Origin of the sequence: Micromonospora sp. NPDC049366 (genome assembly GCF_044466625.1) — a bacterium.
Classification (GTDB): domain Bacteria; phylum Actinomycetota; class Actinomycetes; order Mycobacteriales; family Micromonosporaceae; genus Micromonospora.
The window spans coordinates 604,290-629,457 of sequence record NZ_JBITMV010000001.1 but is presented as its reverse complement, the minus strand read 5'-3'; the positions used below and the strand labels follow the sequence as shown (position 1 = coordinate 629,457).

Sequence of the window (25,168 nt, the reverse complement as noted above, 5' to 3'; positions counted from 1 at the left end):
TTCCGATCATCCGGGCCAACCGGTAGTGACGTCAGCGTTCGGTAAGGACCCACCGACGGGTCGGGGCACACCGCCGGGTGGCGGTGTGCCCCGATCGGGCGTACGACGTGGGTCAGAAGCCCGGGCCGTGCTGGTGGCCGTGGCCGTGCGAGTGGCCGTGCCCACCGGCGGCGGCCGGCTCCGGCTCGGCCGGCTTCTCCACCACGAGGCTCTCCGTGGTGAGCAGCAGGCCGGCGATGGAGGCGGCGTTGGAGACCGCGTTGCGGGTCACCTTCACCGGGTCCAGGATGCCGGCCTTGGCCAGGTCGACGTACTCGCCGGTGGCGGCGTTGAGGCCGTTGCCCCAGTCGGCGGCGGCGACCTTCTGCACCACCACGTAGCCGTCGTGGCCGGCGTTCTGGGCGATCCAGCGCAGCGGCTCGACCAGCGCCTTGCGGACGATCGAGACACCGACCTTCTCGTCACCGGTGAAGCCGAGGTCGTCGTCGAGCGCCGGCAGGATCTGCGCCAGGGCGGCGCCACCGCCGGGCACCGTACCCTCCTCGACGGCGGCCTTGGTGGCGGCGATCGCGTCCTCGATGCGGTGCTTGCGCTCCTTCATCTCGACCTCGGTCGCGCCGCCGGCCTTGATGACGGCGATGCCGCCGGAGAGCTTCGCCAGCCGCTCGGCGAGCTTCTCCCGGTCCCACTCGGAGTCCGAGGCCTCGATCTCCTTGCGGATCTGGGCCACCCGGTCCGCGACGTCGGCGGACTGGCCGCCGCCGTCGACGATCGTGGTGTTGTCCTTGTCGACCACGACGCGGCGGGCGGTGCCCAGCACCTCCAGGCCGACCTGGTCGAGCTTGTAGCCCAGCTCCGGAGCGATCAGCTCGGCACCGGTGATGATCGCCATGTCCTGGAGCATCGCCTTGCGCCGGTCGCCGAAACCGGGGGCCTTGACCGCGCAGACCTTGAGGGTCTTGCGGATCGAGTTGACCACCAGGGTGGAGAGCGCCTGGCCCTCCACGTCCTCGGCGATGATCAGCAGCGGCTTGCTGTTCTGCAGGACCTTCTCCAGCAGCGGCAGCAGCTCCTCGATCGCGGAGATCTTCTGCGTGGTGATCAGGATGTACGCGTCCTCCAGGACGGACTCCTGCGCCTCCGCGTCGGTGACGAAGTTCGGGGAGATGAAGCCCTTGTCGAACTGGAGACCCTCGGTCACGTCCAGTTCGGTGGCGAGGGTGGAGCCCTCCTCGACGGTGATGACACCGTCGCGGCCGACCCGCTCCATCGCCTCGGCGATCAGGTCACCGATGGTGGCGTCCTGCGCGGAGACGGTCGCGACGTGCGCGATCGACTCCTTGCCGGCCACCTCGACGGCCCGGCCGAGCAGCGCCTCGGAGACCTTGTTGGCCGCCGCGTCGATGCCCCGCTTGAGACCGGTCGGGTTGGCGCCGGCGGCCACGTTGCGCAGGCCCTCGCGGACCATCGCCTGGGCCAGCACGGTCGCGGTGGTGGTCCCGTCGCCGGCGACGTCGTTGGTCTTGGTCGCCACCTCCTTGACCAGCTGCGCGCCGAGGTTCTCGTACGGGTTGGTGAGCTCGATCTCCTTGGCGATGGTCACGCCATCGTTGGTGATCGTCGGCGCACCGAATTTCTTGTCCAGGACGACGTTGCGCCCGCGCGGGCCGAGGGTGACCTTGACCGCGTCCGCGAGGGCGTTGACACCGTGCTCCAGCAGGTGCCGGGCGTCGTCCGAGAAGCTCAGGATCTTCGCCATGAATGTCCCTTCAAGCGACGGCGCCCCGGCCCGGCGAGCCGGACCGGGGCACCGAACACTGATCGGTTGCTTACTTCTCGATGACCGCGAGGACGTCACGAGCGGAGAGCACCAGGTACTCCTCGCCCGCGTACTTGACCTCGGTGCCGCCGTACTTCGAGTAGAGAACGGTGTCGCCGACCTTGACGTCGAGCGGGACACGGTTGCCGTTGTCGTCGATCCGGCCCGGGCCGACAGCGAGGACGGTGCCCTCCTGCGGCTTCTCCTTGGCGGTGTCGGGGATCACGATGCCCGACGCCGTGGTGGTCTCAGCCTCGTTCGCCTGGACCACGATCCGGTCCTCGAGCGGCTTGATCGCAACCTTGGTCGCGGTAGTCACGGGCATACCCTCCTGGGGTACTGGTTTCTGTGCTGGTCGACCAGGGCCGACCAGCGTCAATCTGCCACATGCCACCGGGCGGGGCCGTCGTCGCGGGTGCCGGTCCGCCTGGCGTTCAGCGCCCGGGCCGAGCGACCCGGAAGCTGGCACCCTCAGGGTGAGAGTGCTAATCGCAGGTTATTCCGTGGCTAGCACTCCGTCAAGGAGAGTGCCAACGCCCTCGAACCCGTGTCGCGCCCGACCTCGCCCCGCGCTGACGCACCCCGGTCCGGTCGCCCCGGCCGGGGCCGGACAATGAGCGGGTGGATCTCGACCAGCTGGCCGCACTGCGTACCCCCGAGGGGACGACCGCGCTCGACGCGGCGGCCCGGGTGGCCGGCGGCGACCCGCTGGCCGCGGCGTCGGCCCTGCGCGCGGCCGGCGTGCCGGCGGGCCTGGCGGCGGCCGCGCTGACCCAGGCCGAGCTGCGCCGCCGGGCGACCGGCAAGTTCGGGCCGGCCGCCGCCGACATGTTCTTCACCCGGCCCGGTCTGGAGCAGGCCACCCGCCGGGTGGTCGCCGACCGGCGGGCCGCGCGGCTGCGCGCCGCGGGGGTGGGCACGCTCGCCGACCTGGGTTGCGGGCTGGGCGCCGACGCGCTCGCCGCGGCACGGGCCGGCATCCGGGTGTACGCGGTCGAAGCCGACCCGCTGACCGCGGCCATAGCGACCGCCAACGTGGCGGCGGCCGGGCTGGCCGAACTGGTGACCGTGGAGTGCGGCGACGCCACCGCGTTCGACGTGAGCCGGGTCGACGCGGTGTTCTGCGATCCGGCGCGGCGGTCCTCCGGCACCGGCCGACGGATCTTCGACCCGAGCGCCTACTCGCCGCCGTGGGACTTCGTCGTCGGCCTGGCCGAGCGGGCACCCCGCACGGTGGTGAAGGTGGCCCCCGGAATCGACCACGCGCTCATCCCCGCCGGAGCCGAGGCCGAGTGGGTCGGCGTCGACGGCGACCTGGTCGAGGCGGCGCTGTGGTGCGGTCGGCTCGCCGAGGTGCCCCGTCGGGCCACCCTGCTCCGGCCGGAGCCGCCGGCCGGTGGGTCGACCTCCGTCGTCGAGCAGCTCACCGGTGGAGGCGACCGCGAGGCGACGGTCGGCCCGGTACGGCGTTTCCTGCACGACCCCGACCCGGCCGTGGTCCGCGCCCACCTGGTCGCCGAACTGGCCGACCGCCTCGACGCCACGCTGGGCGACCCGGAGATCGCCTACCTGTACGCGGACACCCCGGCGACCAGCCCGTTCACCCGCTGCCTGGAGGTGACCGACGTGCTGCCGTTCTCCCTCAAGCGACTGCGGGCGCTGCTGCGCGAGCGGGGCGTCGGCCGGGTGGAGATCCTCAAGCGCGGTTCGGCACTGACGCCGGAGCAGCTCCGGCGGGACCTGCGGCTGGCCGGTGCCGCCCCGGCGAGTCTGGTGCTCACCCGGGTCGCCGGGGCGCCGACCGTCCTGGTGTGTCAACCGGTGGCCGGCTAGGTTGTTGATCGTGGCGGGACAGGGCACACCGGCGACGGCACTGCTGGCGAAGCGGAAGATCGCTCACCGCACGCACCCGTACACCGTGGACCCGGACGCCGCCAACTACGGCGCGCTCGTCGCGGCGGCCCTCGGCGTGCCCCCGGAGCGGGTCTTCAAGTCGCTGGTCACCGAGGTCGACGGGGCGCTCACCGTCGCGGTCGTGCCGGTGACGGGTGAGCTGGACCTCAAGGCGCTGGCGGCGGCCGTGGGCGGCAAGCGGGCGGCGCTCGCGGACCGGGTGCTCGCCGAGCGGGCCACCGGCTACGTACGCGGCGGAATCAGCCCGCTCGGTCAGCGCAAGCGGCTGCCCACCGTGCTCGACGCGTCGGCGTTGGACTTCGTCACCGTGTACGTCTCGGCCGGACGGCGCGGCCTCCAGCTCGAACTGGCCCCGGCCGACCTGGTCGCGCTGACCGACGCGCGGACCGCCTCGCTCGCCACCCGCTGACCGCCCGGCGCCGCCGGGCCGACCCCGGGACGGACATTCCCGCCGGCCAAAGATCTCCATTGTGGACAGATCGCTCCGCCGTGACCCGTCGGACCCATGACGCCCGTCACGGGCGGCCGTCACCACGGGGAATGGGGGTTTCCTCCGGAGCGGCAGCGACGGATGGAGAACGTTTTCGTAGTTGGTGACCTGGGAGTGACGGGCGCGTTGCCGAATTGTTACCGGCCCCAACAAACTCGCCACCTCGGCGCTCTTGTGCCCCAGGTGTGACCGGGAATACGTTGCCGGGCACAACAAAAACAAACACCAATCCCCCACCCCGAAAGGACCCTGCACATGCGTAAGGGGCTCCTCACCTTCGCCGCCGTGGGCCTCCTGGCCACCGGCAGCATGGCCGCGTGCGGCGACAACTCCGGTGACGGCGGGCAGGCCGGCTCGGACAAGACTCCGAAGATCGGCGTGATCCTCCCGGACAGCAAGTCCTCCGCCCGCTGGGAGGGCGCGGACCGCAAGTTCCTGGAAGAGGCGTTCAAGGCCGCCGGCGTCCAGTACGACATCCAGAACGCCCAGGGCGACAAGACCCAGTTCCAGACCATCGCCGACCAGATGATCACCAACGGCGTCACCGCCCTGATGATCGTCAACCTGGACTCCGGCACCGGCAAGGCCGTGCTGGACAAGGCGAAGTCCCAGGGCGTCGCGACCATCGACTACGACCGGCTCACCCTCGGCGGCTCGGCCCAGTACTACGTGAGCTTCGACAACGAGGCCGTCGGCAAGCTCCAGGGCGAGGGCCTGGTCAAGTGCCTCACCGACAAGGGCGTGAAGAACCCGTCCGTCGTCTACCTCAACGGCTCCCCCACCGACAACAACGCGACGCTGTTCAAGAACGGGTACGACTCGATCCTCAAGCCGAAGTTCGACGCCAAGGAGTACACCAAGCAGGCGGACGACTCGGTGCCCGAGTGGGACAACGCCCGCGCCGCCACGATCTTCGAGCAGCAGCTCACCAACGCCAAGGGCAAGATCGACGGTGTGCTCGCCGCCAACGACGGCCTGGGCAACGCCGCCATCTCCATCCTCAAGAAGAACAACCTGAACGGGAAGGTCCCGGTCACCGGTCAGGACGCCACCCCCGAGGGCCTGCAGAACATCCTCGCCGGTGACCAGTGCATGACCGTCTACAAGGCCATCCGCGAGGAGGCCAAGGCCGCCTCCGACCTGGCCATCGCACTCGCCAAGGGTGAGCGCAAGGAGACCGGCCAGACGGTCAAGGACCCCGAGGGCGGCCGGGACGTGGCGTCCGTGCTGCTGACCCCGAAGGCGATCTACAAGGAGAACGTCAAGGACGTCATCGCCGACGGGTTCGTCACCAAGGAGGAGATCTGCACCGGCGCCTACGCCAAGCTCTGCACCGACGCCGGCATCAGCTGACCTGACGTACCCGCCGAGGCGAAGCCCACCGCCCGGCACGGGAGTTCCCCTCCCGTGCCGGGCGGCGCTCGCCGGTCGGGCTCCGAGATCCCCCTCCGTCCGAAGGAGACCCCCGTGTCCGCAACACCCCTGCTGGAGCTACGCGGGATCGACAAGAGCTTCGGTCCCGTCCAGGTCCTCCGCGACGTCGCCCTCACCGCCCACGCGGGCGAGGTGACCGCGCTCGTCGGCGACAACGGCGCCGGCAAGTCGACCCTGGTCAAGTGCATCAGCGGCATCTACTCGACCGACGCCGGCGAGTTCCGCTTCGACGGCCAGCCGGTGAGCATCAACAGCCCCCGGGACGCGGCTGCCCTCGGCATCGAGGTCGTCTACCAGGATCTCGCGCTCTGCGACAACCTCGACATCGTGCAGAACATGTTCCTCGGCCGGGAGAAGCGCAGCGGCATCGTGCTCGACGAGCCGACCATGGAGCAGATGGCCGCGGAGACGCTCGCCGGGCTCTCCGTACGCACCGTCAAGTCGCTGCGCCAGCACGTCTCCAGCCTCTCCGGTGGGCAACGGCAGACCGTGGCGATCGCCAAGGCGGTCCTCTGGAACAGCCGGCTCGTCGTCCTGGACGAGCCGACCGCCGCGCTGGGCGTGGCGCAGACCGCACAGGTCCTCGAACTGGTCCGCCGGCTCGCCGACAACGGCCTCGCCGTGGTCCTCATCTCGCACAACATGAACGACGTCTTCGCCGTCTCCGACCGGATCGCCGCGCTCTACCTCGGTCAGATGGTCGCCCAGGTGAAGACCACCGACATCACCCACTCGCAGATCGTCGAGCTGATCACCGCCGGGCGTTCCGGCGGCCTCGGCATCGCCGCCGACGCGACCCCGGCGAACGGCAACGGCTCCGCACCGGCCGCCCCGTCCACAGGAGGCACCCGATGACCACGACCGTCGTGCAGAAGGAAGGCCCGGCGGCCGTCACACCGGCGCCCACCGTCGCCGGCCACGCACGCAACTACTGGAGCCGCGTACGCGGCGGCGACATCGGCGCGCTGCCGGCCGTCCTCGGCCTGCTGGTGCTCTGCACGGTCTTCTCGATCGCGCGGCCGACGTTCCTCACCGCCGGCAACTTCGCCAACCTGTTCACCCAGGGGGCGGCGACCGCGCTGATCGCGATGGGGCTGATCTTCGTCCTGCTGCTCGGCGAGATCGACCTCTCCGCCGGCTACGCGAGCGGCGTCTGCGCGGCCGTGCTGGCCAACGTGGTGACCGTGCTCGGCTACCCCTGGTACATCGCGGTGCTCGCGGCGATCCTCACCGGCGTCGTCATCGGCACCACGCTCGGTCTGCTCGTCGCCAAGATCGGCATCCCGTCGTTCGTGGTGACCCTCGCCGGTTTCCTCGCGTTCCAGGGCATCGCGCTGATGCTCATGGAAGAGGGCCGGAACATCTCCGTACGCGACGAGACGCTGCTGGCCATCGCCAACCGCAACCTCCCCCCGCTGCTCGGCTGGGTGCTGGTCGTCGTGGCCGTCGCCGGGTATGCGACCGCCCAACTGCTGCGGCACCGCAACCGCGCGGCCCGCGGGCTGGTCACCGACCCGATCGCGGTGGTGCTCGCCCGGGTCGGCGCCCTCGCCCTGATCCTCGGGGTGGCGGTGTTCATCCTCAACCTGGAGCGCAGCCGCAACGTCCTCATCAGCTCGCTCAAGGGCGTGCCGATCGTGGTGCCGATCATCGCGGTGCTGCTGGTCGTCTGGACGTTCGTGCTCCAGCGCACCAGCTACGGCCGGCACGTCTACGCCGTCGGCGGCAACAAGGAGGCGGCCCGCCGGGCCGGCATCGACGTCGACCGGATCCGCATCTCGGTCTTCGTGATCTGCTCCTCGATGGCGGCCCTCGGCGGCATCGTGGCGGCCAGCCGCGCCAACTCGGTCGACCCGAACACCGGCGGCAGCAGCGTCCTGCTCTACGCGGTGGGCGCGGCGGTCATCGGCGGCACCAGCCTCTTCGGCGGCAAGGGCCGGGTGCTCGACGCGGTGCTCGGCGGCGCGGTCATCGCCGTCATCGACAACGGCATGGGCCTGATGGGTTACAGCTCCGGCGTCAAGTACGTGCTCACCGGCGCGGTGCTGCTCCTCGCCGCGAGCGTGGACGCCTTCACCCGCCGCCGGTCGGCGGCGACCGGCACCCGTTGACCCACGCCTCCGGAGTACCACCCATGCGCGCAGGACCGAGTCAGGACGAGATCCGTCGACAGAACCTCGGTGCGCTGTTGCGTCACGTTCACGTCCACGGGGCCACCACCCGGGCGGAACTGACCAGCGCGCTCGGACTGAACCGCAGCACCATCGGCGCGCTGACCGCCGAACTGGCCGGCGCCGGCCTCGTCAGTGAGGGCGCGCCGAAGGAGACCGGCCGGGCCGGGCGACCATCGCTGGTCGTCCGGCCCGAGTCGGGGCGCGTCTACGCGTACGCGTACAGCATCGAGGTCGACCGGATGCGCGCCGCGCGGATCGGTCTCGGCGGCGTGGTGCTCGACCGCCGGGAGCTGGACCGGCCCCGCGGGCTGGTGGCCGCGGACGCCGCGCCGCTGCTCGCCGGCGCGGCCAAGGACATGCAGCAGGCGGTGGCCGCCGACGCGATGTGCGTCGGCACCGGGGTCGCGGTCTGCGGGATGGTCCGCCGGCAGGACGGCCTGGTGCGCCTCGGGCCCACCACCGGCTGGGTGGACGAGCCCATCGGCGCGGCGCTCGCCGAGCTGGACGTCGACGCGCCGATCACGGTGGGCAACGTCGCCGACGTGGCCGCCTTCGCCGAGTACGCCCGGGGTGCCGCCGCCGGCTGTGACAACGTCATCTACCTGTACGGCGACGTCGGCGTCGGCGCCGGCATCATCGCCGGCGGCCGCCGGGTCACCGGCCACGGCGGCTACGGCGGCGAGGTCGGCCACATGAAGGTCGTCCTTGACGGTGAACGCTGCGAGTGCGGCTCGCGCGGCTGCTGGGAGACCGAGATCGGCGAGCACGCGCTGCTGCGCAAGGCCGGCCGCTCCGACGCCCGGGGGCGCGACGCGCTGCTCGCCCTCTTCGACGCCGCCGACCGCGGCGACGCCCGGGCCAGCTCGGCGGTACGACAGGCCGGTGACTGGCTCGGCTTCGGCGTGGCCAACCTGGTCAACATCTTCAACCCGGAGATGGTCATATTCGGCGGCACCATGCGTGACCTGTACCTCGCGTCGGCCGCGCCGATCCGCAGCCGCCTCAACGCCAACGCCCTGCCCGCCTGCCTGGAGCACGTACGGCTGCGTACCCCGAAGCTCGGCCAGGACGCCGCCCTGATCGGCGCCGCCGAACTCGCCTTCGAACGGCTCCTCGCCGACCCGCTCGACGTGGGCTGACCGGCGCCGGGCGCGGGTCGGCCGACCGGCGGAGCCCGTCGGGGCGTCCCGCTGCGTACCCTGTCCGACGTGGACGTCGAGCTGCGGGCCTCGGATGACGACCGGCACCGGGTGGTCAGCGAGTTGCAGGGGCACACCGCGGCCGGCCGACTCACCCTGGACGAGTTCTCCGACCGGGTCGGCGCCGTCTGGACGGCCCGGACGATGGCCGATCTCGCCGCGCTGACCCGCGACCTGCCCGCGCCCGCCGCACCGTCCGCGACCGACGCCGGCCTCGGGCAACACCGCCGGGAGCTGCTGGTCGTCTTCGTCGTCGCCGTGCTCACGCTGTTCGTGCTCGGCGCGTACATGGCGCTCACCCGCTGAACCGCGGGCAGCGGCCCGCCGACGCCATGTCGAACAGTGTGTCGACGGCTGAACTGATCGCGCGATCAGTCCGTACCAGTGGGCGGACGGGCGGTCGTCGGGGTGGCCGCCCGGTCAGACGCGTTCGCGCCGGACCGAGGAGGCACCGCAGACATGGCATCGCTCAGATCCGCCCGTCACCGGTCGGGACACCGGGTTCACCGCGCGGCGGTGCTGCTCACCGCGATCGTGGCGGCGGTCGCCGTGCTGCCCGGCGTCGCCGTGGCCGCGCCGGCCGGGCAACAACTGAACGCCGCCGACATGACGCTGCTCAACGGCGTACGGCTGGCCGGACTGTGGGAGATGCCGGCCGGGCAGATGGCGGCCGAGAAGGGCCAGTCGGCGAAGGTTCGGGAGATCGGCGCGGCCATCGCCACCGAGCACCAGGAGCTGGACCAGCTCGTGGTGGACGCGGCGAACAAGCTGGGCGCCAGCATCCCCACCGACCCGACGGCCGAGCAGAAGGGCTGGCTGTCGGAGATGCAGAACTCCTCCGGCGCCCGGTTCGACCAGATCTTCGTCACCCGGCTCCGGGTCGCCCACGGAAAGATCTTCCCGGTGATCGGGGCCGTCCGGGCCAGCACCCGGGACGCCACCGTACGCAAGCTCTGCGACGACGCGAACCGCTTCGTCATGCACCACATGCAGATGCTGGAGAGCACCGGCCTGGTCCGCTGGCCCGAACTGCCGCCCGCGGTGCTGCCCGCGCCCGGCAACGACGGTCTGCTCGCCGCCGCGTCCGCCAACGCCGGTCCCCAGGTCGGCGTCAGCAGCACGGTCGTCTGGCTGGTCTTCCTCGCCGCCCTCGGCACCGGCGGCCTGGCCACCTACCGCCTCCTCCGCCGCACCTGACCACCCGCCCGGCTGGACCCTAGCGCCGTTGATCAAGAGGTTTGCGTCACCGGAAGCCGGAATTCTGACGCAAACCTCTTGATCAACGCGGGTCGGTGGGGGTGGGGCCGTGCCAGGAGCGCCAGAGGGCGGCGTACGAGCCGTCGGCCTCGACCAACTCGTCGTGCGAGCCCAACTCGGTGATCCGACCGTCCTCGACCACGGCCACCCGGTCGGCGTCGTGGGCGGAGAAGAGCCGGTGCGCGATGGCGATCACCGTGCGTCCTTCGAGGACGGCGGCGAGGGAACGCTCCAACTCCCGCGCGGCCCGCGGGTCGATCAGCGAGGTGGCCTCGTCCAGCACCAGCGTGTGCGGGTCGGCCAGCACGAGCCGGGCCAGCGCCAGCTGCTGCGCCTGCGCCGGGGAGAGCGGGTGCCCACCCGAGCCGACCACGGTGTCCAGCCGGTCGGGCAGCGCGTCCGCCCAGTCCAGGGCGGCCACCGCGGCGAGCGCCGAGCGTACGTCCGCCTCGGTCGCCGTGGGGCGCACCATCGACACGTTGTCGCGGAGCGTACCGATGAAGACATGGTGCTCCTGGGTGACCAGCGCGACGTGCGAGCGCAGCTCGGCCAGGGGCAGCGTGTCCAGCCGGCGGCCGGCGGCGGTGACCGAGCCGGTACGCGGGGCATGCACCCCGGCGAGCAGCCGGCCGAGGGTGGACTTGCCGGCGCCCGACGGGCCGACCATGGCCAGCTTCTCCCCCGGCTCCGGCACCAGGGTCACGCCGTGCAGCACGTCCCGGCCCGACCGGTACGCGTAGCGGACGTCCCGCGCCACCAACTGCCGGTCCCGACCGCCGATCGGTACGACAGCACCGGCACCGCCCGGACCAGCCGCACCAGCCGGACCGGTGCCGGCGCCGCCCGCAGCGGGGGCGCCCGTAGCGGCGGCACCGCCTGCGGGAGTCGCGGGCTCGGCCACCCCGAGCAGGCGGGCCATCGAGGCGCCACCGACCTGCAACTCGTCCAGCCAGGAGAGCAGCCGGTCCACCGGGTCGACGAGCTGCTGCACATAGAGCGTCGCGGCCGTGACCTGGCCGAGGCTCACCCAGCCCTTCAGGTGGAACCAACCGCCGATGACGAGGGTCGCCACCACGGGCACCACGTAACCGATCTCGGCGACCGGGAAGAACACCGTCCGCAGCCGCAGCGTGTACATCTCGGCCGCGTACGACCGGCGGATGTCGCCGTCGGTGCGGGCCCGGCGGCGGGCCTGCTGCCGCAACGCCTCCGTGGTCCGTGAGCCCTCGACGGTCTCGCTGATCCCGTCGGTGATGTCCGAGTAGGCGGCGTTCTCCCGCAGGTAGCCGTCCGGCGCGCGGCGCAGGTACCAGCGGGTGCCCGCCCACAGCACCGGCACGGCGATCAGGCAGGGCAGCGCGAGCAGCGGGCCGACCAGCAGCAGCCCGCCGATGATGAACCCGCCCGTGACGACCGCGATCAGCGTCTCGGGCACGGCGAGACGGACCGTGCGGGACAGCGCCGACACGTCACGGGACGTCCGGGTCAGCAGGTCACCGGTGCCCGCTCGCTCCACCGTGGACAGCGGCAGGGCCAGCACCCGGTCGACGAACTCCTCGCGCAGCTGCGCCAGCACCCGCTCCCCGAGCCGCGCCGACGCGAGCACCGCGAACCGCACCAGCACGGCCTGCACCACCACGAACCCGGCGATCAGCAGGGCGATGCGGTCCACGGTCACCTGGGACGCGCCCCGGGAGATGCCCTCGACCAGGTCACCGAGCAGCCGCGGCGCGACCAGCCCGGCCGCGGCGGCGAGCGCGTGCAGGCCGAGCGCGACGGCGAGCGTCCGCGGATGCCGGCGCACCAGCGTATGGGCGTAGCGGCGGACCTGGGCCGCGTCGGCGACCGGCAGCGTCGTCGCCATCAGTTCTCCCCCCGGCTGACCATGGCCCGGTAACGCGGCTCGGTCTCGTACAGCTCCGCGTGGCGCCCCTCGGCGACCACCTTGCCGTCCTCCACGAAGATGACGTGGTCGGCCTGCCCCAGCAGCAGTGGGCTGGTCGTGCAGGCCAGCGTGGTGCGGCCGGCCCGGGCGGCGCCGAGCCGGCCGGCGATCCGCGCCTCCGTGTGCGCGTCCACCGCGCTGGTCGGCTCGACCAGCAGCAGGGTCTCCGGGTCGGCGACGAGCGCCCGGGCCAGCCGCAGCCGCTGCTGCTGCCCGCCGGAGAACTCCCGGCCCCGCTCCGCGACGGGGCTGTCCAGCCCGTCCGGCAGAGCCTCGACGATGTCGGTGGCGCTCGCCGCCCGCAGGGCCCCGTCGAGCGTCGCGCTGTCGGCCTCGTCCCGCGGGTCCAGCTCCGCCCGCAGCGTCCCGGTGAACAGACGCGCGTCGTTGTCGGCCACCAGGATCCGCTCCCGCACCGTCGCCAGCGTCAGCTCCCGCAGCGGTACGCCGTGCAGCGTCGCGTCCGAGTCGGCGTACCGGCCCAGCCGGTCCACGATCGCCGCCGCGTCCTCCGGTGTGCTGGCGGCGAGCGCGGTGAACCGGCCCGCCGGCACCCGCACCCCGGACTCGACGTCGACCAGCTCGCCCGGCCCGTCGGGCACGGCCACCGGGCACGACGGGTCCCGCAGGTCCGGTTCGAGCCGGAGCAGCCGCACCACCCGGCGGGCCGCGACGTGCCCCCGGGTCACCTTGTCCACCGTCTCGGTGAGCTGCCGCAGCGGGCTGACCAGGAACGCCGTGTAGCCGTAGAAGGCGACGAGTTGACCCGCGCTGATCTGACCGGCCAGCGCGAACCGCGCCCCGAGCCAGGTGACCAGCACCAGGAACGCACCGGGCAGCAGCACCTGCGCGGCCTCCAGCAGCGACTGGACCCGCGCCACCCGTACGCCGTGCGCGCGCAGCGCCTGCGACTGGCTCCGGTAGCGGCCCGAGAGCACCGCCTCGCCACCCACCCCGCGCAGCACCCGCAGCCCGGAGACGATGTCCCCGGCCCGGGTGGTCAGTGCCCCCTCCGCGTCCCGGTACGCGTGCTGCTGCCGGTGCAGCGGGCGGATCAGCAGCCCGACGACCGCCATCAGCACCGGTACGCCCAGCACCACGACCAGCCCGAGCGGCACCGACGCGTCCAGCAGGATCACCGCCACCGTCACGATGGCGACCAGCGCGCCGGTGCCCCGGGCGGTGATCTCGATCGCGTGACCGATCTGGTCGATGTCGGAGGTGCCGATGCTCACCACCTCGCCGGTGGCCACCCGCCGGGGCAGGGCCGCGCCGAGCCGGTTGGCGGTCTCGACGGTGAGCTGCACCGTCCGGTACGCGGCGGCGAGCCAGTTCCGCACCGCGCACTGGTGGCGCAGGATCCCGGCAACGGTCTGGAGCACGCCCAGCCCGAGCAGGATCAGGCCCCACCTGACGAGCGCGCCCTCGTCCCCACGGCTCAGCCCGTCCACGGCACGGCCGACGGCGGCCGGCATCAACGCCTGCGCGACCAGCCAGATGACGCCGAGCACCAGGCCGGCGCCGAAGAGCAGCTTGTGCCGGCCGGCCAGCCAGATCAGGTAGCGGGTCGCCGACCGGGAGTCAGGTACGCCGGGGTCGCCGGCCGGTGAGAAACGCATCGCCCGTCGACGCTAGGTGCCCGACGGTTGCCCGCGCGAACCAATTTCCGCTGGTCGGACGTGTCGTGGGACACGTCGCACGGTCAGCGATCGACCTGCGTGAAGTCCCAGGAGTGCGGCGGCCGGGCGACCAGCATGGCCGGAGGGTCGGGCAGCGGGCGCGGGTTGCTGCGCCACTTCGAGACCACGACCACGCGGTGGTCGGTAGACGAGTAGACCTCGCTGGAGACGTGCAGCGGGTCGTGGTCGAAGTCGGGCAGCGCGGTGTCGCAGACCCAGGTGATCAGGTCGGCGACCCCGTACGACTCGGCGCGTGCCTCCCACATGCGGACGATCACCGGTGCTCCCTCACACGCTGACGACGGTCAGCGGCATGGCCGAGTCGGCGGGCAGGTCGAGCCGGCTCGGTGCGACGCCCGCGGCGACCAGGTGCGAGCCGAGGGCGGCGACCATCGCGCCGTTGTCGGTGCAGAGCTTCGGCCGGGGCACCCGCACCTGGATGCCGTACTTCTCGGCCCGCTGCTCGGCCATCGCCCGCAGCCGCGAGTTCGCCGCCACGCCCCCACCGATCACCAGGGTCTCGATGCCGTTGGCCCGGCAGGCGTCCAGCGCCTTGGTGGTGAGCACGTCGCAGACGGCCTCCTGGAAGGACGCGGCCACGTCCGCGACCGGCACCGGCTCGCCGGCCCGCTGCCGCGCCTCCACCCAGCGGGCGACCGCCGTCTTCAGACCGGAGAACGAGAAGTCGTACCGGTGGGCGGCGAGGTCCTTCGCGGCGGTGAGCCCACGCGGGAACGGGATGCTCGCCGCGTCGCCGGCCCGGGCCTCGCGGTCGATCGGCGGGCCACCGGGGAACGGCAGCCCGAGCAGCCGGGCCACCTTGTCGAACGCCTCACCGGCCGCGTCGTCGATGGTCGCGCCGAGCGGGGTGACCCCGCGGGCGAGGTCGTCGACGAGCAGCAGCGACGAGTGCCCGCCGGAGACCAGCAGCGCGATCGCCGGCTCCGGCAGCGGCCCGTGCTCCAGGGTGTCCACGGCGACGTGCGCGGCGAGGTGGTTCACCCCGTAGACGGGCTTCTCGGCCGCCAGCGCGTAGCCCTTGGCGGCGGCCACGCCGACGAGCAGCGCGCCGGCCAGCCCCGGCCCGGAGGTGACGGCGATCGCGTCGACGTCGGCGATCGTCACCCCGGCCTCCTTGAGGGCCCGGTCCATGGTGGGCACGATCGCCTCCAGGTGGGCCCGGCTGGCCACCTCCGGCACCACGCCCCCGAACCGCGCGTGCTCCTCGACGCTGGAGGCCAGCGCGTCGGCGAGCAGGGTGTGCCCGCGGACGATGCCGACCCCGGTTTCGTCGCAGGAGGTCTCGATGCCGAGGATCAGGGGTTCGTCAGCCATCGGGTCAGTCCTCGTCCCGCTGCATGACCAGCGCGTCGGTGTTGCTCGGTTGGTAGTAGCCGCGCCGTACGCCGATCGGCTCGAAGCCGTACGTCGCGTAGAGCCGCTGGGCGGCGGCGTTGTCCACGGCCACCTCCAGCAGGGTGCTGCGGGCGCCGCGTCGGGTCGCCTCGGCGAGCAGGTCCTCCAGCAGGGCACGGCCGACGCCGCGCCGCTGGGCGTCCCGCCGCACGGCGATGTTCTGCACCCACACCTCGTCGGGCGGGGCGCCGGCCAGCCCGGCGTACCCGATCACCGAGCCGTCGGCGTCGACCGCGACCCGGTAGTGGTGCCCGTTCGCGAGTTCGTTCCAGAACATCGCCGGCGACCACTGCTCGGCACCGAACAGGTCCGCCTCGATGGGCAGCACGTCGTCGATGTGCCACCACCGGAACCGGTCGATCCGGACAGTGGTCATGGCAGGACCGGCTTGCGGGCGATCGAGGCGACGGCGTCCGGGCGGCGCAGATAGAGCGGGGTGAGCCGGTCCCCGGGCGCGCCGGCCCGGATCCGCTCGGCGGCGAGCAGGGCCAGCGTGACGGGATCCGGGTAGCGCGGCTCGGCGCGGACCGGCAGGTCGAGGATCTCGGCGTACCGGTGGGCGCCGTCGCCGACCGCCACGGTGGCCGCGAGGTCACGGGCCCGCGCGGCGGCCACGCCGGGCGTGTCCACCTCCGGCCCGACGATCCGCTGGCCGGCGCCGTCGTAGACCGCCCAGTAGATCTCCTTGCGCCGCGCGTCGCTCGCCGCCAGGACCGGTTCGCCGGCGGCCGCCGGGTGGCCGATGCCGTCCAGCGAGCAGACGCCGTACGTGGGGATGCCCAGCACCTGCCCCATCGTGGCGGCGGTGACCAGGCCCACCCGCAGCCCGGTGAACGGCCCGGGGCCGAGCCCGGCGACGATCGCCGCCAGGTCGGTGGGCCGGGCGTCGGCGTCGGCGAGGACCGCGTCGACCTCCGGGGCGAGCAGTTCACCATGCGCGCGGGCGTCGACCGTGCACCGGCTGGCGCGGAGCGTGACGCCGTCCGCCGAAACCTCCACCAGGGCCGCGGTCACCGCGGGGGTCGAGCTGTCCACCACGAGTACGAGCACGGTATGCCAGCCTAGCGGCCCCCGCCGTCACGGCGTGTGACGCCCCGGGCCCCGCCGGCGCAGGCGCGCCTCGCCCCCAGGCAGGCCGGCCACGACTCCCCTCATGCCGGCCACGACTCCCCAATGCCGTGGGCTGGCCCCGCACCCGGCGGCCCTGCCCCGGCATCTGTCGCCGGGCTCGGCCCCGCACCCCACCGGCCGATCGCGACTCCCCGGCGCTTGTGCCGGTGAGCCCTATGCCTCTCCGTCATATTCATGACGGAGAGGCATAGGGCTCACCGAGACATGGCCCACCATGGCGGGATGTCGAGCCGTCTGGTCCAGCTTCTCGGCGACACCGTCCGGCAGCAGCGGGAGTCGCGTGACCTCAGCCAGCAGAAGCTGGCCAGCCTGGCCGGTGTGAGCCAGGCGATGGTCGCCCGCGTCGAGCGCGGTGACCGCTCTCCCGGCCTGCCGCTGCTCGAACGTCTGCTCGCCGCGATGGACGTCCAGCTCACCGTGGCGGTGGAGCCGCTCGACGCGCACCTGGACGCCACGATGGCCGGCCTTGCCGCCCGCCCGATCGCCGACCGGATCGACGAGCTGAACCTCGACCGGCTGCTCGACCGGCTCGGCGACCTGCCACACGTGATCTCGGGAGGCACGGCCGCCCTGCTCCAGGGGGCACCGATCCCGGTCGACGCCACGGAGGTCGCGATCCGCTGGCGCGACTCGAAGCGCTTCACGAAGTGGCTCCTGGCGTCCTACGGGCAGCGGTGGAACGCCCGGTGGGGTGAGTTCGGCGGGGTGTTCGTCGAGCCGGAGGAGCCGGGCGAGCACCGCTGGCGCACCCGGTACGGCGAGATCCGCGCCGCCATGTGCGACGAGCTCCCGGACGCCGTGGAGGTGCGGCACGGCGACCGCGGCTACCGGGTCGTGCCCCTGGTCGAGGTGGAGATCGCCGATCCGCGCGCGGCCGACCTGCTGCGCCGCTACCGGGAGCGGCGGATCCGGCAACGCTCGGCGGCGACCGACGACTGACGACTGACGACTGCCCCAGGAAGGCCCGCGCCCCGGACCGGAGGAGCGGCCGGGGCGCGGGTGGGGGTGCGGGGTCAGGCGGCCGAGCGCTCCCAGTCGACGGTGGGCAGGCCGGCGTCGGCGAGCGCCTTGTTGGCCGCGCTGAAGGGGCGGCTGCCGAGGAAGCCGCGCGGGTTCATCGGGCTGGGGTGGCCCGCCTCCAGCACCACGTGCTGCGGGTTGGTGACCAGCGCCGCCTTCTTGCGGGCGTAGCCGCCCCAGAGCAGGAAGACCACCCGGCCCGGTGCGGCGTCGAGGGCGCGGATGGTCGCGTCGGTGAACTCCTCCCAGCCCCGGTTGGCGTGCGAGCCGGGGGTGGCCTGGCGGACGGTCAGCACCGAGTTGAGCAGCAGCACGCCTTGGGCGGCCCAGCCGTCGAGGTTGCCGCTGCGCGGCTTCGGCACCCCCAGGTCCTCGCCGAGCTCCTTGAAGACGTTGCGCAGCGACGGCGGCACCGACACACCCTCGCGGACGCTGAAGCTGAGCCCGTGCGCCTGCCCCGCCCGGTGGTAGGGGTCCTGCCCGAGGATCAGCACCCGGCACGCCGACGGCGAGCAGAGCCGGTAGGCGGAGAAGAGGTCCTCCAGCGGTGGGAAGACGGTCTCGGTCGCGTATTCGCGGGCCACGAACTCGGCGAGCGCCGCGGTGCGCGCCGGGTCGAGGTGCGGGGTGAGCGCGACGCGCCACTCCTCCGGCAGCAACGCGAGCAGGTCCAGGGGTACGACAGCCATCGGCAACCTTTCACGTGTCGGTCGCCATCTTCCTACCAGCCCCCACCGACACCCCGTGCCGTGGACGGGCGCTCAGCCGAAGGCGGCGACCCGCTGGGCCCAGTCCCCACCGACCGGGTCCAGCTCCACGACGCGGGTGTCGTCGTCGCGGCGGTCGATGCGTACCCGCAGGTGCGCGTCGACCAGCTGCTCGACCATGCCCTCACCCCACTCGACCACGGTGACCGACTGGTCCACCGAGGCGTCCAGGTCCAGGTCGTCGATCTCGGCGCGGGGGTCCGCCGCGTCGCCGAGCCGGTACGCGTCGGCGTGCACGAGCGCGACCCGGCCGCCCCGCTGCGGGTCCGGGCGGTGCACCCGGGCGATCACGAAGGTCGGCGAGGTGATGTCACCGACCACGCCCAGCCCGGCGCCGATGCCCTGGGTCAGTGCCGTCTTGCCGGCGCCCAACGGCCCGGTGAGCAGCACCAGGTCACCGGCGCGCAGCACGTCGGCCAGCCGGCGGCCGAACTCCTGCGTGTCGGCGACGGTCGGCAGCTTGACGACCCGACTCACAGCTCCTCCAGGAACGTCCACAGCGCGGCGTTGACCTCGTCCGCGTGCTCCAGCATCACCACGTGCCCACTGTCGGTGATCTTGATGAACTCGGCGTGCGGCAGCCGCCGGACGATCTCCTCCGAGTGGGTCACAGGGGTGATCATGTCCTTGTCACCGACCACCACCAGCACCGGCGTGCGGGCCAGGGCGGCCAGCGCCGGGAACCGGGAGTGGGTTGCCAGCGTACGCAGGTAGCGGGTGACCGTGTCCGCGGAGGTCCGCGAGTTCATCGTCTCCACGTACGACACCAGGGCGGGGCTGGGGTTACGGCTGCCGAACCCGTACTTGCGGGTGAGCAGCCACGCCACGTTGGACGTGGACTTGCGGGCCTTGTCGATGACCGTGCCGCCGTAGCGGGTCGCGTTGCTCATCATGAACAGCACCGGCCCGCCCACGCGCCCGAGCAGCGCCGGGGCCACCAGCTTCGTCTCCGCGAGCAGACCGCCCGAGGTGGCCATCAGCACCGTGCCGACCACCCGGTCGCCGAACATCTCCGGGAACAGCTCGGCGAAGGCCATGATGGTCATCCCGCCCATCGAGTGGCCGACCAGCACCAGCGGCCCCTCCGGGGCGGTGCGGTCGATCACCCGGCGCAGGGTGCGGCCGAGCACCGCCAGGTCGTACTCGCCGGTCTCCAGCCGGCCGGACCGGCCGTGCCCGGGCTGGTCGTAGGCCACCACCCGGTGCTCACCCCGCTCGGTGAGCATCTTGCGCTGGAAGTGGAACGTCCCCATGTCCAGGCAGAAGCCGTGCACCAGCACCACCGTCGGGGTGCCGGGCACCGGCCGCTTCGGCTCGACCACCTCGACGTGGATGTCCGTGCCGTCCGGCAGCTCCAGCCGGAACGCGTCGTCGTAGGGCAGTTGCTCGAAGGGCTCGTGCGCGTACGGGTCGGCCGGGGCCGCCTTGGCCCGGCGGACCAGGGCACGTTCGGTGGCGACGCCGGCCGCGAGCCCGGCTGCCGCGACCCCCACCGCGGCGCCGACCACGCCCGCGACGCGGCCCGCCGCGGTCCGTGGCCGGGGAATTCGCGGGCTCACGACACCACCCCCCGCGCCCACACGCCCCGCTCACCCACGCTCACGGGCGCTCGCCGTCGTAGATCCTCGGCACCCGGGTGCTGCCGAACCGGGTGACGATCTCGTAGTTGATGGTGCCCACCGCCTCGGCCCAGTCGTCGGCGGTCGGCGCGCCGTCGGTGCCGTCACCGAAGAGCGTCACCACGTCGCCGGCGGCCACCGCGTCGTCACCGCAGTCGAGCACGAACTGGTCCATGCAGACCCGACCGGAGATGACCCGCCGCACCCCGCCGAGCTGCACCGGCCCACTGTTCGACGCGTGCCGGGGCACCCCGTCGGCGTAGCCGAGCGGCACCACGGCCAGGTTGGTGTCGCGCTCGGTGGTGTAGGTGTGGCCGTACGAGACGCCGGTGCCGGCCGGCACCCGCTTGGTCAGCATCACCCGGGCGCGGGCCGTCATCGCGGGGCGCAGCCCGAAGGTCTCGCCGGCCACCGGGGAGAGCCCGTAGACGGCCAGCCCGGGCCGCACCAGGTCGAAGTGGGTGTCCGGGCGGGTCAGGGTGGCGGCCGAGTTGGCCAGGTGCCGGTAGCGGGGACGCAACCCGGCCTGCTCGACCATCGCCAGCCCCTCGTGGAAGACGGCCAGCTGCCGGTCCGTCGTCGGGTGGCCGGGCATGTCCGCGTACACGAAGTGGCTCCACACGCCGACCACCTCGACCAGGCCGTCGGCCTGCGCCTTGGCGGCGGCGTCGAGCAGCGCCGGCCAGTCGGCGACGGTCGCGCCGCCCCGGGAGAGGCCCGTGTCGATCTTCAGGTGCAGCTTGGCCGGGCGCTCCGCCCGACGGCTCGCCTCGATCATCTCGTCGAGCTGCGGCAGGCTAGCGGCCGCCAGGTCGACGTCGGCCGCGACCCCCTCGTGCAGGGGCAGCCCGGGGGCGAGCAGCCACGCCAGCACGGGGGCGGTCACACCGGCCCGGCGCAGCGTGAGCGCCTCGTCCAGGGTGCAGACGCCCAGCCAGTCCGCCCCGGCGTCCAGGGCCGCGCGGGCGACCGGGATCATGCCGTGCCCGTACCCGTCGCCCTTGACCACCGTCATCAGCTCGGCGGTGGTGCCGGAGCGCAGGCGGCTCACGTTCTCACGGATCGCGTCAAGATCGACGCGTACCTCGGCCTGCCACATGACACCAGCCTACTGACCGCCGTGATCAGGCCGCGGCGCGACGCTCGCCGCAGCCCACCGACCCCCTCGCCGGACCGCTCGACGCCGCCCGCCGGTCCCGCACCGGACCGGGCAGCCCGGGACGCTCAGCCCAACCGGGCGATGACCGGACGCAGCGCCGTCGCCACGTCGGGTGCGGTCACCGGGCCGGACCGGGCCGCCTCCCGGCCGGCCAGGCCGTGCAGGTACGCCGCCACGGCGGCCGCCCGCTCCGGCGCCAGCCCACCGGCGAGCAGCGAACCGAGCAGGCCGGCGAGCACGTCCCCGGTGCCCCCGGTGGCCAGCGCCGAGGTGCCGGTCGGGTTGACGTACGCCCGGCCGTCGGGCGTGCCGATCACCGTGCGGTCGCCCTTGAGCAGGACCACGGCGTTCATCCAGGCGGCGAGCCGCAGCGCGGCGGCGACCCGGTCGGCGCCGGGCTGCTCGCCGCTGAGCCGGGCGAACTCGCGGTCGTGCGGCGTCACCACGATGGGCGCGTCCCGCCGGCGCAGCTGCTCGGCGAGCGAGCCGTCGACCAGCAGGGTGAGCGCGTCCGCGTCGAGCACCACCGGCACCGGCGCGGCGAGCACGGCCCGCAGCTCGGCGGACGCGTCGTCGCCGGTCCCCAGGCCGGAGCCGCAGACCCACGCCTGCACGCGGCCGGCGTCGGCGACCCGGCCGGTGGCGACCGCCGACGGGTGCTGGTGCAGCACCTCCGCCCGGGCTCCGCCGGCGTAGCGGACCATTCCGGTCGGCCCGGCCAGCGCGCCCGCGACCGACAGCACGGCGGCTCCCGGGTAGGTCGCCGAGCCGGTGGCCACGCCCACCACCCCGCGGCTGTACTTCTCCGAGGCGGGGCCCCGCGACGGCCACCAGTCGACGACGTCCGACCATTCGGTGACCCGCAGCGCCGGCGTGCCGCGCAGCCAGGGGTCCAGCCCGATGTCGACCAGCTCGACCTGCCCGGCGAGCGGCGCGGCCGGGCCCACCACCAGCGCCGGCTTCAACGCGCCGAAGGTCACGGTCACGTCGGCCCGGACGGCGCTCGGCCGGCCCGACGCGGTCGACGGCACGTCGCCCGTGTCGACGGCGACCCCGCTGGGCACGTCCACCGCCACCACCGTGGCCCGTGCGCCGTCGCGGCCACGGTGCCGGAGCAGGCTGGCCGCCAACTGGTCCGCGGTCTCCCGCAGACCCCCGGTGCCGCCGATGCCGACGATGCCGTCCAGCACCAGGTCGACCACCGCCGGCGGACCGTCGACCACCCGGCCGCCCGCGGCGCGCAGCGCGGCCAGCCCTTCGGCGTGCGCCCGGCCGGGCGTCACCAGCAGCGCCGACACGGCCGCGCCGCGTCGGGCCAGGTGCGCCCCGGCGAGGAGCGCGTCGCCACCGTTGTCGCCCGAGCCGATCAGCAGCAGCACCGGGGCGCCGTAGACCCCGCCCCGGTCGCCGAGCAGCAACGCGCAGCGACGGGCCAGCCCGGCCGCCGCCCGCTGCATCAGCGTGCCGGGCGGGAGCGTCGCCATCAGGCCCGCCTCCGCCGCGCGTACGTCGGCCACCCGCCACACCGGTCTCATGCCGTCCGGCCTCCGTTCCACGTCGCGGGCGCGCCCGTCGGCGGCCCGGCCATCTCAGCCTTCCGCGACCACCATCGCCGACGCGATCCCGCCGTCGTGGGACAACGAGAGGTGCCAGCGGTTGACTCCCCGCGCGCCGGCCGCCGCGGCCACCGTGCCGGAGACGGTGAGCCAGGGCCGGCCGTCCCGGTCCGGCACGACCTCGCAGTCGTGCCAGCGCAGCCCGGCCGGTGCGCCGAGCGCCTTGGCGACCGCCTCCTTGGCCGCGAACCGGGCGGCGAGTGACTCCGGCGAGCGCGGGTTACCGGAGCGGGTGAGCCGCTCCGCCTCGGTGAAGAGCCGGTCGGCGAGCCGCGGCGTCCGCGCCAGCGCCCGGGCGAACCGGTCCACCAGGACGACGTCGATGCCGACAGCGACGATCACCCGCTCACCCTACCGGCGGTGGGGCCGGCAGATTAGCCGCCGGTTCCGGGCCCGGCAATGCCTGTGGACAACCCGGCGGTACGACCACCGCCCGCTGTCCACAGGGCGCTCCGGTGCCGCCGGCCGCCGCCTAGCGTTCCCGGTGTCGGAGCCGGTCGGATGGGGGGCACGGGATGATCGAGAAGCCGTTGGGAGTCGAGCCGGCGACACTGCTCGCCACGGCCCGGGCGATGGACGACGACGCCGTTCGGCTGGCGCACGGGCTGACGGGGGTGCCCGGGCTGGCGGTGGCGGCCCCCGAGTGGCGGGCGGGCGCCGCCCTCGCCGGGCTGGAGTCGGCCGTGCACGGGTGGCTCGGGCGGGTGGGCGCGCGGGTGGCCGGCACGGCGGCGGCGGTCCGTGCGGCGGCGCAGGCCTACGAGGCGGTCGACGAGCGGGCCGCCCGCCGTCTCACCGGCCTGCCCCGGTGACCACCTCCACCGCCCCGGCCGTCGCCTACGCGCAGCTCTGGACGGCCGACCCGGGGTCGTGGCGGGCGGCGGGCGCCGCCTGGGCCGGGGCGACCGGCCTGGTCGACCGGCGCGTCGGCGAGCTGGCCGACCGGGCGGCGGCGCTGGGCGGTGGCTGGTCGGGTGCGGCGGCGACGGCAGCCGACGGTCGGCTCACCGGCCTCCGGGCCGAGCTGACCGCGATCGCGCCGGCGCTGATCGAGGCCGACCAGGTGCTCGCCGAGCACGCGGGGCGGCTCGCGGCGGCCAAGGGGCGGCTGGCCGCGGCGGTGGCCGTGGCCGACGCGTCCGGGCTGTCGATCGACCGCGACGGCCGGGTCTGGGCCGATCCGGCGCGGGGCCGGCCGAGCGAACGGGACGGCCCGGCCACGGCCCGGGTCGTCGCGGCGCTGCGTGACGCACTGGAGCTGGCCGGTGCCGCCGACCGGGTCGCCGCCTTCCGGTTGGACGCGCTCAGCGCGGCGGCCGGCACGGGTTGGGCGACCCCGCCGCCGCCCGGCCGGCCCGCCCGGGACGCCACGCCGGCTCAGGTCCGGGCCTGGTGGGCCGGGTTGACACCGCCCGAGCAGCGATGGTTGGTGGCGCACGAGCAGGCCCTGGTGGGCCGCCTGGACGGCGTGCCCGTGGCGGCCCGTGACCAGGCCAACCGGCTGCTGCTCGGGGCACGCCGCGCGGAGCTGCTCGCCGAGCGGCGACGCCTGCTCACCCGGGTGCCGCCCGGCCCGATCGAGTCGGCCCGCCTGCACTGGGTCGACGGCCGCCTCGCCGGCCTCGACGCGCTGGCCGAGCGGCTGACCGGCCCCGGCGGGCCGCGGGCCTACCTGCTCGGGCTGGACACCGCCGGCGAGGGCCGGGTGGTGGTGGCGCTGGGCGACCCGGACCACGCCGACCGGGTGGTGACGTACGTGCCGGGCATGACGGCCGGTCTCGACGACGCGCCGGGCGAGTTGACCCGGGCAGGTCGGGTGCTCGACCGGTGCGCCGTGCTGGCGCCGGGTGAGCGGAGCGCGGCCGTGCTGTGGCTCGACTACGACGCGCCCGATTTCCTGCACGAGGCGGTCTCGGCCGGCCAGGCCCGGGACGCGGCCCCGGGGCTGCACCGTTTCCAGGAGGGGCTGCGCGCGACGCACGAGGGGCCGCCGGCCCGACAGACGGTGCTCGGGCACAGCTACGGTTCGCTGGTGGTCGGCACTGCGGCGCGGGAGCACGGGCTCGCCGCCGACGCCCTGGTCTTCGTGGGCTCGCCCGGGGTGGGGGCGGCGCACGCCGACGAGTTGCGCGTGCCGCCCGGCCAGGTGTGGGCGAGCACCGCGCCCGACGACGTGATCCGGTTGACCCGCCCACCGGATGAGCTGGCGCTGCGGGCCCTGCGGGGCCTGTCACCGCTGGCCGCCGTCCTGACCGGGCCGGGGCGGGGCGAACCCGAGCTGCGGTTCGGCGCCGACCCGGCCGGCCCGGCCTTCGGCGGCCGGGTCTTCGACAGCGGCCGGCACGGCCACACCGGCTACTGGGAGCCGGACAACCCGGCGCTGGACGGCATGGCCCGCATCGTGCTCGGCCGTTGACCGGGCGCGCCCGACAGCGGCCTCGGCCGCCCCGCACGGCTGCCGGCCGACGCGACTCGGGGCCCCGGTCACCGCGTGCGCGGCGGCCGGGACCCCGGGAGGTGTCCGGTGCG

25 protein-coding genes are annotated in these 25,168 nt (G+C 74.0%); 11 read left to right on the top strand and 14 right to left on the bottom strand.

Annotation, left to right across the window (positions count from 1 at the left end; genetic code table 11):
• Positions 1 to 112: 112 nt before the first annotated feature.
• Entirely contained in the window at positions 113 to 1,759 is a 1,647-nt protein-coding gene (groL, locus tag ACIBTV_RS03030; RefSeq protein ID WP_091595084.1) for a chaperonin GroEL, read from the bottom strand.
• A 70-nt stretch (positions 1,760 to 1,829) separates the two neighbouring features.
• Positions 1,830 to 2,144 carry a co-chaperone GroES gene (gene groES / locus ACIBTV_RS03025; protein ID WP_084757526.1) on the bottom strand — a complete coding sequence of 105 codons (315 nt, stop codon included), beginning with the start codon at positions 2,142 to 2,144 and terminating at the stop codon, positions 1,830 to 1,832.
• A gap of 296 nt (positions 2,145 to 2,440) precedes the next feature.
• Here groES and ACIBTV_RS03020 point away from each other — a divergent pair, with 296 nt between their 5' ends.
• From ACIBTV_RS03020 to ACIBTV_RS02985, 8 genes are all read left to right on the top strand, one after another.
• Positions 2,441 to 3,652, top strand: a complete 1,212-nt coding sequence (locus tag ACIBTV_RS03020; protein WP_396701711.1) for a methyltransferase domain-containing protein — start codon at positions 2,441 to 2,443, stop codon at positions 3,650 to 3,652.
• Between the two features lie 10 nt (positions 3,653 to 3,662).
• Positions 3,663 to 4,142 carry a Cys-tRNA(Pro) deacylase gene (gene ybaK, locus ACIBTV_RS03015; protein ID WP_396701709.1) on the top strand — a complete coding sequence of 160 codons (480 nt, stop codon included), beginning with the start codon at positions 3,663 to 3,665 and terminating at the stop codon, positions 4,140 to 4,142.
• 336 nt (positions 4,143 to 4,478) lie between these two features.
• On the top strand, positions 4,479 to 5,576 hold the full coding sequence (locus ACIBTV_RS03010; protein ID WP_396701707.1) for a sugar ABC transporter substrate-binding protein: 1,098 nt from the start codon (positions 4,479 to 4,481) through the stop codon (positions 5,574 to 5,576).
• A 114-nt stretch (positions 5,577 to 5,690) separates the two neighbouring features.
• Complete coding sequence (locus tag ACIBTV_RS03005; RefSeq protein WP_396701705.1) at positions 5,691 to 6,512, top strand: ATP-binding cassette domain-containing protein; 822 nt, start codon at positions 5,691 to 5,693, stop codon at positions 6,510 to 6,512.
• Complete coding sequence (locus tag ACIBTV_RS03000) at positions 6,509 to 7,768, top strand: sugar ABC transporter permease (RefSeq protein ID WP_396701703.1); 1,260 nt, start codon at positions 6,509 to 6,511, stop codon at positions 7,766 to 7,768. Before ACIBTV_RS03005 ends, ACIBTV_RS03000 begins: the two co-directional genes overlap by 4 nt.
• Positions 7,769 to 7,791: 23 nt before the next feature.
• Positions 7,792 to 8,970, top strand: a complete 1,179-nt coding sequence (locus tag ACIBTV_RS02995; RefSeq protein WP_396701701.1) for an ROK family protein — start codon at positions 7,792 to 7,794, stop codon at positions 8,968 to 8,970.
• Between the two features lie 69 nt (positions 8,971 to 9,039).
• Complete coding sequence (locus ACIBTV_RS02990; protein WP_396701699.1) at positions 9,040 to 9,336, top strand: DUF1707 domain-containing protein; 297 nt, start codon at positions 9,040 to 9,042, stop codon at positions 9,334 to 9,336.
• Between the two features lie 153 nt (positions 9,337 to 9,489).
• Positions 9,490 to 10,227, top strand: a complete 738-nt coding sequence (locus tag ACIBTV_RS02985) for a DUF4142 domain-containing protein (RefSeq protein WP_396701697.1) — start codon at positions 9,490 to 9,492, stop codon at positions 10,225 to 10,227.
• An 82-nt stretch (positions 10,228 to 10,309) separates the two neighbouring features.
• Here the strand turns inward: ACIBTV_RS02985 and ACIBTV_RS02980 are convergent, their stop codons facing one another.
• The 6 genes from ACIBTV_RS02980 to tsaB form a co-directional block, all read right to left on the bottom strand.
• Entirely contained in the window at positions 10,310 to 12,151 is a 1,842-nt protein-coding gene (locus tag ACIBTV_RS02980) for an ABC transporter ATP-binding protein (protein ID WP_396701695.1), read from the bottom strand.
• Positions 12,151 to 13,851 carry an ABC transporter ATP-binding protein gene (locus ACIBTV_RS02975; protein ID WP_396701693.1) on the bottom strand — a complete coding sequence of 567 codons (1,701 nt, stop codon included), beginning with the start codon at positions 13,849 to 13,851 and terminating at the stop codon, positions 12,151 to 12,153. The genes ACIBTV_RS02980 and ACIBTV_RS02975 overlap by 1 nt, the downstream gene beginning before the upstream one ends.
• 83 nt (positions 13,852 to 13,934) lie before the next feature.
• Positions 13,935 to 14,189, bottom strand: a complete 255-nt coding sequence (locus ACIBTV_RS02970) for a hypothetical protein (protein ID WP_091595066.1) — start codon at positions 14,187 to 14,189, stop codon at positions 13,935 to 13,937.
• 10 nt (positions 14,190 to 14,199) lie between these two features.
• A complete protein-coding gene (tsaD, locus tag ACIBTV_RS02965) occupies positions 14,200 to 15,246 on the bottom strand; it encodes a tRNA (adenosine(37)-N6)-threonylcarbamoyltransferase complex transferase subunit TsaD (RefSeq protein ID WP_396701690.1) in 1,047 nt (348 codons plus the stop codon).
• A 4-nt stretch (positions 15,247 to 15,250) separates the two neighbouring features.
• Positions 15,251 to 15,703 carry a ribosomal protein S18-alanine N-acetyltransferase gene (gene rimI, locus ACIBTV_RS02960; RefSeq protein ID WP_396701688.1) on the bottom strand — a complete coding sequence of 151 codons (453 nt, stop codon included), beginning with the start codon at positions 15,701 to 15,703 and terminating at the stop codon, positions 15,251 to 15,253.
• Positions 15,700 to 16,377, bottom strand: a complete 678-nt coding sequence (gene tsaB, locus ACIBTV_RS02955) for a tRNA (adenosine(37)-N6)-threonylcarbamoyltransferase complex dimerization subunit type 1 TsaB (protein ID WP_396701686.1) — start codon at positions 16,375 to 16,377, stop codon at positions 15,700 to 15,702. Before tsaB ends, rimI begins: the two co-directional genes overlap by 4 nt.
• Before the next feature lie 303 nt (positions 16,378 to 16,680).
• Between tsaB and ACIBTV_RS02950 the strand changes: the two genes are divergently transcribed.
• Entirely contained in the window at positions 16,681 to 17,397 is a 717-nt protein-coding gene (locus ACIBTV_RS02950) for a helix-turn-helix domain-containing protein (RefSeq protein WP_396701684.1), read from the top strand.
• 74 nt (positions 17,398 to 17,471) lie between these two features.
• Here the strand turns inward: ACIBTV_RS02950 and ung are convergent, their stop codons facing one another.
• The 6 genes from ung to ACIBTV_RS02920 all read right to left on the bottom strand — a co-directional run bounded on the left by ung (position 17,472) and on the right by ACIBTV_RS02920 (position 22,981).
• Positions 17,472 to 18,167 carry a uracil-DNA glycosylase gene (gene ung, locus ACIBTV_RS02945; RefSeq protein WP_396701682.1) on the bottom strand — a complete coding sequence of 232 codons (696 nt, stop codon included), beginning with the start codon at positions 18,165 to 18,167 and terminating at the stop codon, positions 17,472 to 17,474.
• Between the two features lie 72 nt (positions 18,168 to 18,239).
• Complete coding sequence (gene tsaE, locus ACIBTV_RS02940) at positions 18,240 to 18,722, bottom strand: tRNA (adenosine(37)-N6)-threonylcarbamoyltransferase complex ATPase subunit type 1 TsaE (RefSeq protein ID WP_396701680.1); 483 nt, start codon at positions 18,720 to 18,722, stop codon at positions 18,240 to 18,242.
• Positions 18,719 to 19,804, bottom strand: a complete 1,086-nt coding sequence (locus ACIBTV_RS02935) for an alpha/beta fold hydrolase (protein ID WP_396701678.1) — start codon at positions 19,802 to 19,804, stop codon at positions 18,719 to 18,721. The genes tsaE and ACIBTV_RS02935 overlap by 4 nt, the downstream gene beginning before the upstream one ends.
• A gap of 40 nt (positions 19,805 to 19,844) precedes the next feature.
• On the bottom strand, positions 19,845 to 20,963 hold the full coding sequence (alr, locus tag ACIBTV_RS02930) for an alanine racemase (RefSeq protein WP_396701676.1): 1,119 nt from the start codon (positions 20,961 to 20,963) through the stop codon (positions 19,845 to 19,847).
• Between the two features lie 125 nt (positions 20,964 to 21,088).
• Entirely contained in the window at positions 21,089 to 22,558 is a 1,470-nt protein-coding gene (locus tag ACIBTV_RS02925; RefSeq protein ID WP_396701674.1) for an NAD(P)H-hydrate dehydratase, read from the bottom strand.
• Positions 22,559 to 22,612: 54 nt separating this feature from the next.
• A complete protein-coding gene (locus tag ACIBTV_RS02920; RefSeq protein ID WP_396701672.1) occupies positions 22,613 to 22,981 on the bottom strand; it encodes a holo-ACP synthase in 369 nt (122 codons plus the stop codon).
• 173 nt (positions 22,982 to 23,154) lie between these two features.
• Here ACIBTV_RS02920 and ACIBTV_RS02915 point away from each other — a divergent pair, with 173 nt between their 5' ends.
• Both ACIBTV_RS02915 and ACIBTV_RS02910 read left to right on the top strand, forming a co-directional pair.
• Positions 23,155 to 23,451 carry a hypothetical protein gene (locus tag ACIBTV_RS02915; protein WP_396701670.1) on the top strand — a complete coding sequence of 99 codons (297 nt, stop codon included), beginning with the start codon at positions 23,155 to 23,157 and terminating at the stop codon, positions 23,449 to 23,451.
• Positions 23,448 to 25,055 carry an alpha/beta hydrolase gene (locus ACIBTV_RS02910; protein WP_396701668.1) on the top strand — a complete coding sequence of 536 codons (1,608 nt, stop codon included), beginning with the start codon at positions 23,448 to 23,450 and terminating at the stop codon, positions 25,053 to 25,055. Before ACIBTV_RS02915 ends, ACIBTV_RS02910 begins: the two co-directional genes overlap by 4 nt.
• Positions 25,056 to 25,168: the final 113 nt, after the last annotated feature.